The following is a 17,339-nucleotide window of genomic DNA, read 5'->3' as shown; positions in this document are numbered from 1 at the left end:
CTAGGATTTCAACACACACAATTCGATAGCCGATAAAGGAAATTAGATTATGCCGGCACAATAAAAAAGCTGTCTCACCATGCGACAGCTGTATTATTACGATTTCTTTTTAAGAAGATAAGAGAGGCTATTGTAGCGTCATTCTGAAAAAGCCACATTTTTATCCTTTCTAAGTTGAGCCTCATTAGCTGCAAGGATAAAAGCCCCCATTCCTTTCGGATCATCCTGTATGACCGGTTCACTCATATAATAAGCAAAAGAACCATCTCTATAGGGTGTACCCCCAAGACCAGAGACCATGACCGTCCCGTTGAGGTGATAATAGCCATCATCACCTTTAACGATAAATTCTTTGATCATTCCATTATACCCTTTTTCAGCAATAGCGCCATATTTTGCAGATATGTAACCTAATCTAACGGCTTTCATCATGGTATACACAAACATGGATGAAGCCGATGCCTCGGGATAATTCTGCTTCTCTCCTCCTTTATCCAGTACCTGATACCATAGACCGTTCTCCGGATCCTGCACCTTGGACACGGCTTCCACATAGCGGTTGAGAATATCAAGCAACGTTTTTCGATCCGCATGATCCTGTGGAAAATAATCCAGTACATCCACTAGCGCGACACCATACCAGCCCATTGCCCTTCCCCAAAAGTGAGGCGATTTGCCAGTTTGTTTATCCGCCCATTTTTGTTCCCTACGCTCATCCCAGGCATGATGTAATAGCCCTGTTCTTTCATCTCGAGCGTGTTTTTCCATCAAGGTGAACTGCCTAGCGATATCCGTAAAATTTTCCGTTTCGCCAAAGATTTTGCTGTAGTGCGCATAAAATGGCTGCCCCATATATAAACCATCCAGCCACATTTGGTGCGGGTATACCTTTTTATGCCAGAAGCCGCCCTCGCTTGTACGCGGGTGTGTGTACAGTTGTTGCCTTACATACTTCGCTGCATCTTGATACTTTTTATCTGTTGTCTTTTCATAGAGGTACAATAAGATTTTTCCGTTTCTCACATAGTCTATGTTGTAACTATCTCGCGTATAGTAGCGGATACTGTCGTTGGGTAGTATAAATCTGTCGATCTGCTTTACGATATAATCATAATAGCGGTGCTCACCTGTCCGCGCATAAACGTTGGAGATAGCTTCCAGATAAAGCCCGATATCGTACGACCATCCCGCTGACTTACCATCCAGACGAGATAAAGAGTCTGGCCATTTATGCATAATAGTGTTGCTTATTTCACGGGCATAATCAATATCTGCATCAGTCGATTTAATGGATGTACAATTGCAGAAAAAAAGAGAGGTCAATGCAGAACTCAAAAGGAAGGTGAGGTACTTTCTGTACATATTTTTTGATTTAAGATAGTCTATAATAGATTACAAAATACGACTTTTATTTGCTTTATCCACTTTTTGGCTTCTTTTTGTGCAACAACATGAACACGGCGAGAGACCTATTTGCCTTAACGAGCTCCCACTTTGTACTGACGAAGGACTTCTTTTCTTTGTTGAGGTACCTCAATGCGTTGCTGAGCCCCCTCAATACCACATTGAGGGACAACTATACGCGCAAAAAGTACCTCGACATCTATACGCCATGCGTATCGGAGGTTATGAGCGGCATCAACATGACATGGAAGAACGAAAATACAGTATTGCCGTTGCTCAAAACATTTTCGAGATAGGAGATGACTACATTGACGGAGGAATAGGTTACAGAGAGGAACGCATATAACGTGTAGACGTACCGATACATCTCGTCGAGGGACAACCGGAGACATCGAACGGACCTCAGTGCTTTATTGCGGTATGTAGAAAGCATATATCGCTATCTCGACAAGCACACGAAGGCCCTCATCAAGCTCAACAACTACGGCGCCAGGCCAAAGTCGTACCGCAACGGACTATTGAGGTACCGCAAAACGACGGGAAAGCGCCTAAATTAATCATTCTATTATATCCCACTAAGAATATTAACCTTACGCGTCATGCTATCGCCCTCTGCATCTGTAACCGTAAATTCAAAAGACCCTAAACCTACCGCAGCAGGTTTGAAAACAGCTTTTCCTTTTTCCACGGATACTATCCCATTCTTTTCGTTGCTTACTTTGAACATAGGACGCTGCGTAAACCCGCTCGCTAACACTTTGAGGTCTATTTCTAAGGACTCGCCCTCTCTTACTCGAAAGTTTGGTTCAGACATCCATTGTAGGTATTCATCTAACTCTGTATAACCATCACGATTTTCATCCAGATTAGTGTCGGAAAAATCACCTTTTGGTGATTGAGGATTTAAGCCACGATGAATCTCCCACCAGTCAGGCAGCCCGTCGCGGTCACTATCCCAATTATGAGCGCGTTTTATCTCGGGATAGTCCTCATAACCTCCTACGTCATCTTGATGATCAGGGAATCCCGGCTTACCGGATATACTGCCTGTGGCTGAATAGGTACTATCGATCGTTTCTTGAATAATACGTTGGTCGTGCTCATCTAAGACGGGGCGGTTATTGCCCACATCGGACAACACCAGCTTATAGGCTAGCCGCGCACTATGCGTAGTCACTTTTGAATCAAAGAACGGCTGATCCACAAACGTTTCATATTTTTCATAATCACCATTGCTATACCGCGCCTTCCGACCCTTTTCTTGATCTCGCTCATCAAAGTGTCCCGGCATTACATTTCCCGCAAAATAGCATCGCTGCATCCCTTTTCCGACATTTTCATGATCGCCTATGAAGGCAAAAAACTGAGTTGTTCCTGCGCCCGGCTTATAATAATTGTTCACAAAATTGACCTCATGCGCTCCACCATCTGTAGCGCGCGCGCCCCAATTATACACAACGTTATTGCGAAGATCCAGTTTACCGCTATAAAACCCGTCGCCATTCAATCCCCCAGCCAGGCTCCAATTTCTACCGTAGTTATGCGCCAACAGGTTGTGTTGGAAGCTGCCAATCTCACCACCGATGCTAGCGGCATAACCATGCATTTTACCCTGTTCATATTTGCTGTGCCCCGCCGAATTCAACGCCTCAGAAATTAACGTCCGTTGCAAGGTAATATTTTTTGCGCCACGCGAACTGAATCCTTCGTCAATCGTCCAGCTGATGGAACAGTGATCTACAATACTATAGTTCGCTCCCGTTAAGCCCATACCGTCCGCTGTTTTCCCGGCCCCCAAACGAACCCGCAGGTGTCGAGCAACTACGTCGTTCCCCGTGAATCCAAGCGGAGCCCCGGCGATACAGATCCCTTTCCCTGGTGCTGTCTGTCCGGCTATCGTCACATAAGGCTGGCTCACCACCAGACGGGACTTTAAATGAATGATACCGGAAACTGTAAAGACAATTGTCCGAGGGCCAGTAGGATTCTCCACGGCTTCGCGCAGACTCCCCGGACCGCTATCGTTTAAATTAGTTACTTCCACGACGATTCCTCCACGTCCGCCGCGTGCATAGCGTCCATATCCTTCCGCGTCCGGAAAAGCCAATTGCGCTGGCCTAAAATACCAGACGTCACCTTGCGTTTTACCTTCGCTCGTGATTTCGTCTATCCGCCAATAATAGGTATCCATACTGTAGAGACCGCTAGCCGTATATACTGTCGTATTTTGTTCACCTTTAAATTCAGAAGAAGTAGGCGTAGCATCCGCGACTGCGGCAGAATCCAAACCAAAATAAACAGCATGCTTTGTTGCTCCGGGAGCAGCGCCCCAGATTAAAGTAACGGTTTCACGTTGCAATTCTACGTGTTCATCGGCATTACCCGGTAAAGGCGAATGAGCCTGTTTTGCCGCATCGGGGGTGTTAATTTCAAAAGCATTGATAGCCAAATCCCTGACAACGGAAGCCGTCAGGTCTCCCGCTTCAAATACGACGACCGCGTCCTCTCCTCGTTTTACATCTAAATAAGTATAGGCGGTCACGGCGTCCGCTGTCTTAAGCGCCCTTACGCTAGGCTGCACCGTTTGCCTTTTGCCTTTATACGAAATTACGATGGGACTAAAAGTGTTATCATCCGGGCTATGGGGGATGTTGTGGTAAGTCAACAAGGTATGCTCGCCTGCGGGCAATCCGCTAATACGCATTTCAATTTTTCCAGATGCGTCTCCATCTTTTAAGGTTATTCCATCGGAAATTAGATAGGCGAAATGCGGCGACCCCATACCTGCTTTATACCATTCCGAAGCAAGTTCACCCCTACCCGAATCCACTTTTGTAAAGGTCACGCTTATAGCTCCCTCGGTAAAGCTATCCGAATTTCCACTTTTTATTTGCCACGAGGAATAGCCGCTTTCATTTGTCTCAGCGACTCGGCGACTACTTTCGTTAAGGTCCACTTTTACTACGGGTTTTTGTTGAGCCCAAGCTACACACACTGTACATAAAACCAATGCCAAGCAGCTAAACGCAAATGGAAAAAAAATATTATTTCTAATAAACATACTCTCGAGATTTTGTTAGTTTATACTTCGTCCGTGTAGCATACAGCTCGTATCTAAGGGTTTAATAGCTACATTTATCAAATGTAGGAGGCTTTAAGGATCGTATATTATAGCATTTTTACGTGTTCTTCTACTATGTTACCGAAGCCATAATCTGCCTACCGACAAGGGGTTCATCCCGATATCCAGCTTATACGGAGACAGATTTAATCCTGTAACTATATATTTAACTAATTGTTACACCAAAAGACCTATGTAATTTTGCAAATTAAGTAACTGTTTTTATAAAACGTGTAGCTATTCCGCTCGGCAAGGTAATTAAATGAAGTACCGAACTAGGTATTTCCGTAGATGAAAGAGTTAGGGACAGGAAACTACTATCTTACATTGTAGGGCTACTAGCTGCTTCTATGAAGCAAATAGCTTTTTGACAGAAAGAGGTATATCGTCCGGAAAAACAGCCAGCGAGGATAGTCCATAGATGAGCTATTTATCGCCACAAGCTAGACGGAAAGGTAGCCGACATAGCTTATTTGCGAAGCCAGCTACTCCCCAAAGAAAAACAGATAGCTATGCTTTACCAATCAAGATCTTTTTTAAACAAAATAATTAGCTAGATGATAAAATAGATAGGTGATACAAACAAAAAAAGCTGTTGCACGATATTGTGCAACAGCTTACCAAACTAACTAAACTAATAAAAGAGTGCCTTTAAAGGGAATTATAAAGGTCTAACAGTCTTCTCGGGAACTACACTATTAAGGTAATTCTCTATATGGGCATATCCATTTTTACTGATTTGTGCGGCATCCGCGGAATTATTGGGATCCAGCCCCATCTTCCGCTCCGCCGCGTCTGGAATACCATCATTGTCGGTATCTTGATAAGGTGTACCGCTATACACGGGATATCCCCCTACCTGATTAATATCCGTAATAATACCTTGCTTATAAGAGTCCATTGGCAGGCGACGCTTTACGTACGGCGACGGCTTAACGGGTTCTGCAGGCTCGGTATAAAACACCTTCCCCGTTTTGACCTGCTTGACAATACGTTCGTCCACTGCATCTCGTTTAGGAAGGGTAGCACCTACATTCTTTAAGACATAATCATATGCTTTCTGAGCCGATAATATCTTACCAAAATTAGACAACGGAAATGGCTGATCGACTTTGATCTGCTGTAAGATAGCATCGACATCCCCATTTACTTCCGGCTGCACACCGCCATCCCAGTTATCTTTCGTTACGCGTTTATTCCCCGCTACTATATTTCCCTGCACATAGGCTTTTCCAAACATGTTGGCATTTTCCTTACTTCTGCCAGACTCTGGCTTGAGAAGACGATAGGATATAGGCTTATCAAGCGGAGTGATTGGCCCCGGTTTGTAATAATTACTGATAAAATTATATTCCGAACGGTGATCGCCGCCATCCGCACTTCTGTTCCACCAATTCCAAACCACATTATTCACAAAACCGAAATCACCGTACATCCCTATCGAAGGGTTACGACTGATATTGGAAGCCCATAAATTACGCATAAAGGTGCTGTTCAATCCGCCAATCGTACTTCCGAAAGCATGATTGTAGGTATCCAAAGCTTCTGAAAAAATCGAGTTTTGGATCGTAATGTTCACCGTCGGTAATTTTAAATTCTTACCGGTTCTGTCGTAAACGTGCCGATACATCGACATATTTTCATCTAATCCCCAACTGGCGGAAACGTGATCAAGGATAATATTTCCTACGCCATTTCCTCCCAATGCATCATCACGCCGCGTGACATCCGTCACACCTCGGCGGAACCGCATAAAGCGTACGATGACGTCATGGGTGTCAATCAAGAAAGACTCGCCGGCAACACAGACACCGTCGCCCGGAGCTGTTTGCCCTGCAATGGTCACATACGGTGCTTTGACAACAATAGGTTTCTCCAATTCGATTACCCCAGCTACATTGAAAACGATAATACGCGCACCGCCAGCTTCACAAGCTTCGCGTAAAGTACCCGGCCCGCTGTCCGCCAAGCTAGTTACGACAAATACGCGACCACCTCTACCTCCCGGCGTATACGCACCTCCACCTTCAGCTCCCGGGAAAGCCGGGATATCGGCCTGCGGCAAATCTTCGGGTTTCGCTGCCCACGGAATATAAGGCTTGCCCTCTTTTTCCATCACCGACTTTGCTACTTCCCAAGCCTTTTCCAATCGCTGTTCTTCTACCATTTCTCTAGCATCCGCCATCTTCTGCAAAGAATCTGGAATAACGGGGTACTGTGCAAACGACAAGGCAGGCAGTAGCAATAGCAATCCGGGTAGGAGTGATCTGATGTTCATCTTTTAACCTTTTGAAGCTAAATTATTTAAATAAATCTCAATGTTGGCATATCCCGATTCGGTGATTTCTGCAGAATCTTCCGGATTCTTTGGATCTAAGCCCATTTTTATTTCTACCTCGTCGGGAATACCATCGTTATCGCTATCCTTATAAGGCTTTCCTTTATATTTTGGATAACCGCCTACTTGCGAAATATCCGTGATAATACCTACTTTGTAAGAATCCTTCGGTAATCTTCGGTGTTCAAAATCCTTCTCAGGTAGCGTCACGTTTTTCAATGGAGTTGGTTTCCCATCACGCACTTCTCGAACAATCCGCTGATCCACAGGGTCACGTCTCGGCAAGGTTGCACCGGCATTTTTAAGAACATATTCGTATGCCTCTTCGGCGGATGTAAGGGTAAACGCTGCATGAGGGAAAGGCTTATTAGACCGCATAGCCGCGAAATAAGGAGTAGCTTCCTCAAAGCTCATGAGATTTCCTTGTTTGTTTTCGATCTGAACACCGCCATCCCAGTTGTCTGCCGTAACCGCTGCATTTCCATCAACGATATTACCTTCTACATGTGCGCGGCCAAATACGACATAAGGCAACTTACTTCTTCCTGATTCTGGTTTCAGTAGACGATAGCTTATGGGCTCGCCTGCCGGCGTTGCGGGACCTGGCTTAAAGTAGTTGTTCATAATATTATACTGCGCGGTATAATCACCACCGTCTATCGCCCGGTGCACCCAGTTATAAACAACGTTGTTCGCGAAGTTAAAGATACCGTTCCAACCGATGGACGGATTCCGCGCCGCATTGTTCGCCCATAGGTTCCGCATAAAAGTCGCGTTTTCTCCTCCTAACGTACTACCGAAAGCATGGTTCCAAGTGTCTAATGCTTCCGAGAATATCGAGTTTTGAATAGTGATGTTGACGGTTCCGAATTTCTTTTCTTGCGATCCTGTACTGTCGTTATACATATGACGGTACATGGACATGTTTTCGTCCAGCCCCCAGCTTGCCGAGACGTGATCGATCATGATATTTCCAACGGGGTTACCGCCGATCGCATCATCCCGTCGGCCGACATAAGTTTCTCCCCTGCGGAAACGCATATGCCGTATCAGGACATCATGTGTATTGATCCATACCGATTCGCCGGCAACACATATCCCATCCCCAGGAGCAGATTGCCCTGCTATCGTAACGTAGGGTGCCCGTATAATTAAGGGCGTTTTGAGTTGAATGATACCGGATACATTGAAAACGATAATACGTGGACCGCCTTGTTCACAGGCCTCGCGTAGTGTGCCGGGGCCACTATCGGCTAAGCTGGTAACGACATATACTTTACCGCCACGACCACCATACGTATATTTACCGCCGCCCTCAGCTCCTGGAAACGCCGGTATTTCTGCCTGTGGCAAATCGGTTGGGCGGGACGCCCAAGGAATATAGGGTTTGCCCTGCTTAGCATACGCTTCGATTATCGGAAGTGCTTTGCCCCACGCTATGTCCGATTGTTGGCGGGCATGTTCCATCATTTCATTGGAAGCTTTTTGAACATCCGCCGGAATTTTTGGATACTGCGCTTTTGCTGTTATCACGACTAAACTGAAGATTGCCGCGACTAAAAATGATATTTTATTACTCATATATAAATATTTTTTTATGCTAATATCAGGCATATAAGCTTACACTTGAATTAGCTTGATCAAAGTTAAAGGTATAAACGGCGGCTTATTTATATTATCTTCACGAGAGTTTGTAAAATATTATCGTCGTTCTAGTTCTTCCGTCGCCTTCCTCAAATCATATCCTTGCTTAGAAAGATAATTGTTGGCTCGCCCGCGATATTTAGCGAACCACTGATTTCGCTCCCGGTTCGTCAACACATTCAGCGCGTTTTCCCGACCCTCTTTTAAATAGACTACTATCGCAGCCTTGTGCTCGTCGGTCAGTGCAGGCAGTAGTTCTTCAAAGCGTGCAAGTTCCTTCGGAAATCCCTGATGCGTCATCTCATTTTTTACCAATTCAATTTGCGCATCATCCAATAGTAGCGCTAGCTTTTCGAAAAAGCGATCGCGTTGCCAATCTAAAGCCTTTTTACTATCCTCCCAGATTTGCGTCGCACGCTTCTCTTTTTCCGCTTCGTCTAATCCGGCCTTGTTCATTTCAGCTGTTTCCAACTGCTTCGTTGCGTAAATGGTCTCCATCTGCTGATATTGAAAAGCCAATAGATTTCTGACCTGCTCCGCTTGCCATTTATCGGATAGCGCTAATTTCTGCATCACGCTGCTTGATTCCGTAATATAGGTTGCAGAGGAATTCAAATCTCTTCTTTCAGCCCATCTTTCTCCTTCTTCTTTCAGATTATATCCGTTAGCTGCCAATGCATTGGCAATCCGTCCTTTGTACTTGTTGAACCAAGCATGTTTTTCCTTTGCGGAGCCACCGTCCATCGCGTGTTCCCGGGCTTCCGTCAAGTTTTCCAAGATCATCGCTAACTCCTCGTCCGTCGCAAAAGGAAGCATTAAAAGATAGTTGTTATAGGTTTTCGGCACCGTGTAATAGGTCATTCCATTTTTTATCCCTTCTACCTGTTCGACGGTTAGTAGCTTTTGTAATTTGCTGAGGTATTCTTCATGTTGTGAGGCCACTACAGCCGCGGCATGCGCAAGGATTTTGTCTCTGTTGCCTTCATCTTCCGCAAGCTGACGATCCCGTTCTGCATGGATAGCATGTAGTGTGGAATACTGATCTGCGACTAAATCACGGACGATAGGTTTTTGATCCGTTTCTAAACTAGGCGCTATTTCCGCTACGATTTTTTCCGCACGTTCTAGCGCGACTTGTTGATAGACTGGGTCTACCTGCCCTTGAGATGCCAAGAAGCCGAACGATAAGAAAAGGGCTAACAATTTTTGTTTCATAAATGTTTATATCTGGTGTGTAAAATCGCAATTACCCTACTAACGAAGGATTTACACCTCAAAAGTAACCAAAGCAGTTACAGCGATTCTGTATTATTTTATCCTGTTTATATCTGTTATTAACTAGGAATTCCTAAAAAAAAACACCCTACTCTTCGTTTGAGTAGGGTGTTTTTGGCATATAATTAAGCCTGTAGCCTATTGCAGGGGGTCAAAGGTACCTGCACCACTTATGCTATTCCAGCCTTTCGTTTGTTCGAGGTACGGCGATGTTTCCAACACGTTTTGATGGATTCCGAAGTAATAGTATTCGGGATACCACTTGAATGTCCATTGCGGAGAAACATTGGTACGATCCAAGTCATCGCGCTCGTCTACTACAAAATAATGATCATATAGGTAGTCAAGATATTCCTCGTAGGTTTCTATACCCGCTGGATAGTCGCTCGCGTTTCGGTCGATTACCGGCACGTTGCCATCGTCACTTGCTCGTAGGGGATCTACCGCTCCGAAATACTCACCTGCGTCATCTTTAACGGTGATACGGTAACCGGTACGACGTGTACCGTTCAATACCGGAATACCTAAACGTGTATTCATACCGGTCGCATTATCAAATAGCATCCAACGTCTAAGATCGTAAAAGCGCTTGCCTTCATAAGCAAATTCGATTTTTCGCTCGTCTAGAATCGCTTTAAATAGTTTATTGCGATCTCCTGCTACAGCTGCTAAACCATAAGCTCCATCATTATTTTCAACACCGGCACGTGCTCTTATTTCCGTCAGCCCTTCTAGCCCTTCGTTCAATTTATTGATACCAACGGCACATTCCGCTATATTCAACACCAATTCTGCGAAGCGGAATTCCATAAAGTCTGTCCCGCTTTGTTCAAAATTGTTAATCGCGTTGCTAGCGCCTAAGTTCGACGCCTTGCGCACGTAGATACCACTAGTATTCGCACCTCTTGTCTCGGTGGGCAAATAAGCGCTACCGTTGTCTCTTCTCCAAGAATACGTCCAAAGCTTGAAATTATCATTGCCTCCATAAGGCCAAATAGCGCCGTTATAAGCAAAGGATTTATAAAAACGTGGATCTCTGTTTTTATAAAACTTGTTGGCGTCATATGCATAGGCTGATGAAGCGTCATTTATAGCTTTACCATCCTTCATCGGAAAAGACTCAACAATCTGTTTAGTAGGCGAAACAGATCCCTCACCATTAATTTCCTTTGGACGGATGGCTTGTTCCCACCCACTATTTTTAGCAAAATTGCCTCCTTTAGCCAAATTATTGAAACTAAATACGATAATAGCTTCGGGATTTCCTTCTTCTTTAAACCACATATTTCCCCAAGCTTCGCCGTTGGCTAAATTGCCTTCTTGGTAAAGACCAAAACCATTTTGTTCGAGTAGCGCCTTGGCTTCCATGTTGGCATCGTAAGCTGCTTGCCAGCGCTCGACGTCATCATTAGGATTAAAAAGCGGGCTAGCATAGGTAAGCAACACGCGCCCTTTTACAGCTGCCGCCGCACCACTAGTGATGCGCCCCCAGTTAGCATTATCCCATTTACCGGGCAAGAGCGCGATAGCTTGGTCTAGGTCCGCACAGATCTGCGTAATGGTTTCGGCCGTTGAACTACGCGGTGTCGCATTTTTTTCAATATCACCTACCGCGGGATTTTGGGGTTCGAGTACCAACGGTACGCCACCGTACAATCTGACTAGTTCGAAATATTGCCAGGCACGCCAAAAATACATCTGCCCTTTTAAGAGATTCTTAGGGGCTTCGTCCATATCATACTTATCGACCTCTGTTAGGAATAAGTTAATCTGTCTCAAGCGCGTCCAGGTGTTGTTGCTGATACTCGTCCCCATGCGCTGACCAAAGTACTTATTGGCGTGGTTGTTCACATAGGAGATGTTTGCCCATTCCTTATTGAAATCAGTCTCTCCCGCCAATTCGTCGGTAGTTTGGGTAAATACGGTATTGTAGGAGCCATTTTCTGACGCGGTATTTGTTTGCATAAAACCAGTTTGGTTATTCGCCGGCAAAAACAGCCCATAAACATAGTCGATATAAGCTTGTCCCAATACCGGATCGATAAACACATCTTCGTTTACCGCTCCTAAATCGCGCTTTTCTTCTAAAAACTTATCACTACAGCCGGTAGTCAGCAAGAAGAGCGATAGCAACAAATGGATATATAGATACTTTTTCATTATTATTCGTTGTTATTTAATGGTGATTATAACGTAAGATTAAGCCCGAAAGAGAAAGTCTTTAAGTTTGGATACGAATCCCAAGACGTTCCATAGGCATCTTTATAGCTAAACGGCTGGTATAAAGCCATTGGATTGATTGCCGAAAGATAAAAACGTGCATTAGAGACCTTTAAACGATCGATGACCGAAGAAGGCAATGTATAGCTCAAATTCATACTGGCTACACGCATTCTGAATGCACTTGTTCGCCAGAAGTTTGAGCTGACACCATATATATTTTCCCATTCCGGATTAGGCATGGTTCCGGTTGGATTAAGTTCCGGATCATAAATATCATTCCATATAACCGGAAGGTTATTATAGACTCGGGTGATGTCGTTATTCAATTTCTTGCGTTCACCGATCTCCGACCATCCTCCGAAACTACCGGTAATGACCGTCTCAAAAGCAATACGCTTGTACCCAGCCCTAAGCGTAATACCATATGCGTACGGGTTACCCTGTTTTTTGCTTAACAATATTTGGTCGTCTTTGTTAATGACCCCATCAGGTGCGGCAAAGGTACCATCCGCTTGAAGTGGACCGCGAACATCGCGATAATACAGCATACCCGGACGGAGCTGATCAGCCGCGGTACCAAAGACTTCGGTAATGTTGTATTCATTTACGTAGGCATCAATTTCTTGCTGCGTTCTAAACATGCCTAAGTAATCATAACCCCACATACCAATATCGCCGGAAGCACCATTTCTGTCGGGGTTCCAAGGATAAGCCTCGTAGGCTTCGGATTGGTCAATGCGAATGATTTTGGAATCCGCCCATGACAAACGACCGCTGACGCCATAGCTAAAATCACGACCGATCCGATCGTTCCATCCCAGCGAAATTTCGTATCCATAAGTGTTTACGCGCGCATAGTTTTCTGCCGCCACTGATCCACCTACAGAAACCGGTACATTGCCCACGCGCTCCAATAGGATGTTGGTTCCTTTATTAAAATACCCATCGACCGTTGCAGACAATCGGTTATTCAAAAAGCGAGCATCTATCCCAAGGTTATTTTTAAACTCATCACTCCACGTCGCATTCCGATTGGGTGTTCTTTCCATCCGCATACCGGTTTGTGCGTTACCGTTTCCACCGAATACAGGCCCTTTCCCGACTTGATACGTATAGCGTTGTCTCCACGCCCAAGGGGTAAATTGATCATTCCCCATAAGACCAACGGAATAACGTAATTTCAAATAATCAACACCTTTCACTTCTTTGAAGAAATCTTCTTCACTCAACACCCATCCTGCGGATAGGGAATAGAATTTTCCCCAATAATTTTCGGGCGCAAACTTGGTAGAGGCATCTGTACGGAACAAGAACTCAGCGAGATATTTTTCGCCGTAACGATAGTTAACCCGGCCGATATAACCCAACGAACCCGATTCATTCGCAAATGTACGTCCATCAATTTCGCCGAATGCGGTACCGAACTGACCATTTGTTGTTTCTAATGGATCGGATTTCCAAACATCTTCTTGCTGACCTCTCGCCTCACCACGCTCTACCGAAAACAACCCACTGAAGTTGTGTTGTCCGATTTGCTTATCATAGGTTAGAAAGAAGTTGACTTGTGTGTTGCTCCCACTTCTATTCGAGAAATAAAGGCGATTACCATTACTCACCGTTAGCGGTCTAGGGTCGGTTGATCCTTCGTAGATGTGGCCATTTTCCCCTCTTCGGGTAAATTCATAGAGCTCGTATTTTGTTCCAATTTGGCTACCTGCCGAATGGCGCATATTACGAGCGTAGGTTGCCCGTGCTTTTAAGCCTTCCAAAAATGGAGCTTCATATTCTGCGGAGATATTGATCGAGAAAAAACGAGAATCGGTTTCCGCTAAGTTACCCAACCGCTCAATTTCGTAAAAATGGTATGCCGACAGGTCGTTGTTCCGTCCTGGAAGTTTGACCGGTAACCCGTCAATATATGCTGGAACGTAAGGCGCCGCCAACAATAGGTTCTTATAGTCATCCTCCGGACCTTCACCAGATACTTTATTGAAAGTTTTATCCAACTGATCCTCATTACCCGAGACCTGCAAGCCTACTTTTAGGTTAGAAGCCACTTTTACATCAGTTCCCGCACGGAAGTTCCACTTATTATAATCTAGTGTCCCGAGGTTACCATTCTGTTTGCTGTAAGTTACACCGCCAAAATACGTAGCACGCTCCGACCCGCCGCTTACACTTAATGCATGACGCGTATTATAAGAAGCTTTCCACGCATCGTCTAACCAGTTATAATCTACATTTTTGAAATGCTCCAATTCATCTTGTGAGAAGAAGTTATTACTTCCCGGCTGTGCATTTCGGCCATAAGGCCCATTCATAATATTGAAGTATTGCCCAAACTCGTAGGCATTCATCATCTTCGTACGGTAAGTTCTATCATTTACCGCAATGGAACCGTTATAGGAAATTTTAGGTGCGCCTTCTTTCCCTCTTTTGGTGGTCACGATGACCACACCGTTGGCACCCCGCACGCCATATACGGCCGCGGCACCATCCTTTAAAATCGATATACTTTCGATCTCCGAAGGATCGAGATTACTAAACAAGGTAGACTCTGGTGTATTCTGTTCGTTCACCTGTATCACCCCATCGATCACATATAACGGTTCGGTGGTTCCGGCGTCTTTTCCATAAGGAATTGTTTTCCGAATTTCCAAAGCGGCCTTAGACCCGGGTCTGGATGTTCCACCGGAAACTCCAACACCAGCCAAGCGGCCAGACAACGCAGCACCCAAGTTTGTCGCGGGAATGTCTTGAATCGCCTCCATATCAACGGTCTCCACCGAACCGGTAAGGTGGGCCTTTTTCTGGGTTCCATATCCCACAACGACGACTTCCTCCAATGCATCCGCTGGCTCTAAAACGATTGTTACATTGGTCTGATTATTAACCGAATACTCTAAGGTTTTATAACCCACGTAACTTACAACTAAAAGTTCATCGCCCTGCGGTAAATTTAATCGGAATACTCCTTCCACATCCGTATGTGTGCCGGTGGTCGTTCCTTTTATAGCCACAGTCGCTCCGATTACCGGATTGCCCTCCGGATCTAGAACTTTTCCGGTTACATTAACCAACATATCCGCATGCACGGCCGAATGATGAACTGATTCGTTCGCTACAGCCATGTGCAATGACCCCACAACAAGTAAAGGGCAAAGTAATAATAATGGACTCTTCATCGTATTTATGGATTAATATTTTTTGTTTGTTGTTCGCGACGTGCTTTCCAATTATCGCCTTCTTTCTGCAGGTCGTAGCCCTGCGCTGACAGGTAATTATTAATACGGCCTTTGAATTTTCCGAAAACCGCATGTTTCTCTCTCGAACCCGGCGCATCCATAGCAAGTTCCCGCGCTTCAGTCAAGTAATTTAAAATCTTTGCTTTCTGCTCGTTCGTCAGACTCGGAATCATATCCTGAAAAGCGCCATACGTTAAGGGAAGTACGCCATAGGTCATACCATTTTTTATCGCCTCTATCTGTGACGCGTCCAATAACCTTTCTAATTTGTCAACAAAGATGTTATGGACGACACGGAGTTCTTTGTCCTGATCGGCTTCATAAGCTGTACGTTTATTTTCGAGAACTTCCTTCTGGCCAACAAACTCTTCCTTTAGCTGCTTAATAGCTTCTTCCCGCGCTTCGTGATGTGTATTCAATACACTGTACTGTTCAACCAAAACATCACGTACCTGATAATATCTTATCGAATCCATAATGCCCAAAGTGGCAACTATTTTATCCGCACGTTCAGTAATAACCTGGAGGTATTTCTCCTCGTCTGTCTGTGCGAATCCTTTACTGACAAAAATCGCCATTAGTATCCCCACGAACCACTTAACTTTAACTCTCATATTTACAAATTGATCTTTATATTTTAATATTCTACGATTACGCACTTTTGCTAATAACATACATGAAAATGCACTATACATCCATAAGCGATTCGGATTGCTTTAATCTTGTGCGACCAACAAAAACCACCTATAAACGCTTAATAAATACCGAATTAACACGAAACATACATGCTACTCGACATAGCCACCAATTCCAAAATCAAAATAACATCAAATTATTATGTTAATCATATGTTAATTTATCTGATCGTTATAAAATATTAGCATGCCACCTATATACTAAGATTATACAATTTCAGCCTGATATGGGGGAGCGTAATCTCAACATGGCCCATAAAACCGAACAATAGTTGCAAATCTAATCAACATGAGAAAGCTATTATACTAAGGATCAATCGCAAAACGCTACCGGAAGGAAACACCAAAATGCACTAAAAAAACAGAGGGGAACTTGTAACAATCTCCTTTCATTATAGCATATTGCCATAAAAACCAAAATGAAAATCTTATATTCGAAAACCGAAACATGGATTGTACATTTTTTACGGATTAGCTCGGAACGCATATGAAACCTTTATATCGGAAACTGCCGGCAGAATTAGAAAGTTCCTTTTCCGCCCGACATGACGTTATGCCCAACTTTGGGAATGTGTGGCATTATCATGCGGAGCTTGAACTCCACTACACCATACGGGGCGAAGGTATCCGTTTTATAGGAGATAATATCAGTCAGTTTGCAGCTGACGAGATTATTCTCGTAGGCGAAAAACTCTCCCATGCGTGGCGGTGTAAAGACGAATATTTCCAAAACAACCCGGATTATAGCATTGAAGCAATCGTATTGCAGTTTCTGCCGGACTGTCTGGGCAAGCAGTTACTCCAGCTTCCCGAGTCATACTTAATCCCTAAAATGTTCGAAAGGGCTAAAAGTGGATTACTGATCAAAGGAGAGACCAAAAAACAGGTGGCCGAATTGATGCATAAATGTGTGGACGAAACGGGACTTGGCCGTGTAATTTCGCTATTGCAAATCTTAAAAACCATTGCAGAAAGCGACGAGTGCGAAACGATCGTGAAGACACAAACGACTTTCCACCAATCCAACGAAGCCGACAATATCCGCTTAAACAATATCTTTAACTATACCCATACGCATTATAAAAACGACATTACTTTGGAGGAGGTTGCTAATATTGCTAATCTCAGCATCACCTCTTTTTGTCGTTATTTTAAAATGATGACCAGAAAGACGTATTATGACTTCCTTGTAGAAATACGTATCAGTCACGCCTGTCGGCTATTGGTCGAGAACAAAATGCCGACCGAAGTGATCTGCTTCGAATGCGGTTTCAATAACGTCTCGAATTTTTACCGCCATTTCAAAAAGGTTATGGGGTTGACTCCACTGGAGTATAAGAAGAGGTATCTTAATCGCAATTGATTCTTCATTTTTTTCCTTGATGAAAAAAATG

10 protein-coding genes are annotated in these 17,339 nt (G+C 44.3%); 2 read left to right on the top strand and 8 right to left on the bottom strand.

Annotated elements, in window-relative coordinates:
* Positions 1–138 precede the first annotated feature (138 nt).
* Entirely contained in the window at positions 139–1,362 is a 1,224-nt protein-coding gene (locus LKO28_RS05295; RefSeq protein WP_227693664.1) for a glycoside hydrolase family 105 protein, read from the bottom strand.
* Positions 1,363–1,441: 79 nt separating this feature from the next.
* Between LKO28_RS05295 and LKO28_RS05290 the strand changes: the two genes are divergently transcribed.
* Complete coding sequence (locus tag LKO28_RS05290) at positions 1,442–1,750, top strand: hypothetical protein (RefSeq protein WP_227693663.1); 309 nt, start codon at positions 1,442–1,444, stop codon at positions 1,748–1,750.
* A 219-nt stretch (positions 1,751–1,969) separates the two neighbouring features.
* Here LKO28_RS05290 and LKO28_RS05285 read toward each other — a convergent pair whose 3' ends face one another.
* From LKO28_RS05285 to LKO28_RS05255, 7 genes are all read right to left on the bottom strand, one after another.
* Entirely contained in the window at positions 1,970–4,360 is a 2,391-nt protein-coding gene (locus tag LKO28_RS05285) for a T9SS C-terminal target domain-containing protein (RefSeq protein ID WP_227693662.1), read from the bottom strand.
* An 826-nt stretch (positions 4,361–5,186) separates the two neighbouring features.
* Positions 5,187–6,803, bottom strand: a complete 1,617-nt coding sequence (locus tag LKO28_RS05280; protein WP_227693661.1) for a polysaccharide lyase — start codon at positions 6,801–6,803, stop codon at positions 5,187–5,189.
* 3 nt (positions 6,804–6,806) lie between these two features.
* Positions 6,807–8,444, bottom strand: coding sequence for a polysaccharide lyase (locus tag LKO28_RS05275; RefSeq protein WP_227693660.1), 1,638 nt, complete (start codon positions 8,442–8,444; stop codon positions 6,807–6,809).
* A 120-nt stretch (positions 8,445–8,564) separates the two neighbouring features.
* Positions 8,565–9,722 carry a DUF3826 domain-containing protein gene (locus tag LKO28_RS05270; RefSeq protein WP_227693659.1) on the bottom strand — a complete coding sequence of 386 codons (1,158 nt, stop codon included), beginning with the start codon at positions 9,720–9,722 and terminating at the stop codon, positions 8,565–8,567.
* A 198-nt stretch (positions 9,723–9,920) separates the two neighbouring features.
* Positions 9,921–11,942 carry a RagB/SusD family nutrient uptake outer membrane protein gene (locus LKO28_RS05265; protein ID WP_227693658.1) on the bottom strand — a complete coding sequence of 674 codons (2,022 nt, stop codon included), beginning with the start codon at positions 11,940–11,942 and terminating at the stop codon, positions 9,921–9,923.
* Positions 11,943–11,968: 26 nt separating this feature from the next.
* Positions 11,969–15,190: a SusC/RagA family TonB-linked outer membrane protein gene (locus tag LKO28_RS05260; RefSeq protein WP_227693657.1), complete on the bottom strand. Its 3,222-nt coding sequence runs from the start codon at positions 15,188–15,190 to the stop codon at positions 11,969–11,971.
* 5 nt (positions 15,191–15,195) lie between these two features.
* Positions 15,196–15,864, bottom strand: a complete 669-nt coding sequence (locus LKO28_RS05255) for a DUF3826 domain-containing protein (protein ID WP_227693656.1) — start codon at positions 15,862–15,864, stop codon at positions 15,196–15,198.
* Between the two features lie 568 nt (positions 15,865–16,432).
* On the opposite strand from LKO28_RS05255, the gene LKO28_RS05250 reads away from it, so the two are divergent.
* A complete protein-coding gene (locus tag LKO28_RS05250) occupies positions 16,433–17,308 on the top strand; it encodes an AraC family transcriptional regulator (protein ID WP_227693655.1) in 876 nt (291 codons plus the stop codon).
* The last annotated feature ends 31 nt before the right edge of the window (positions 17,309–17,339 follow it).

Origin of the sequence: Sphingobacterium sp. FBM7-1, from assembly GCF_020687765.1 — a bacterium.
GTDB lineage: Bacteria > Bacteroidota > Bacteroidia > Sphingobacteriales > Sphingobacteriaceae > Sphingobacterium.
Note: the sequence above shows the minus strand (reverse complement) of the source record. Positions and strands in the feature narration are given on the sequence as shown.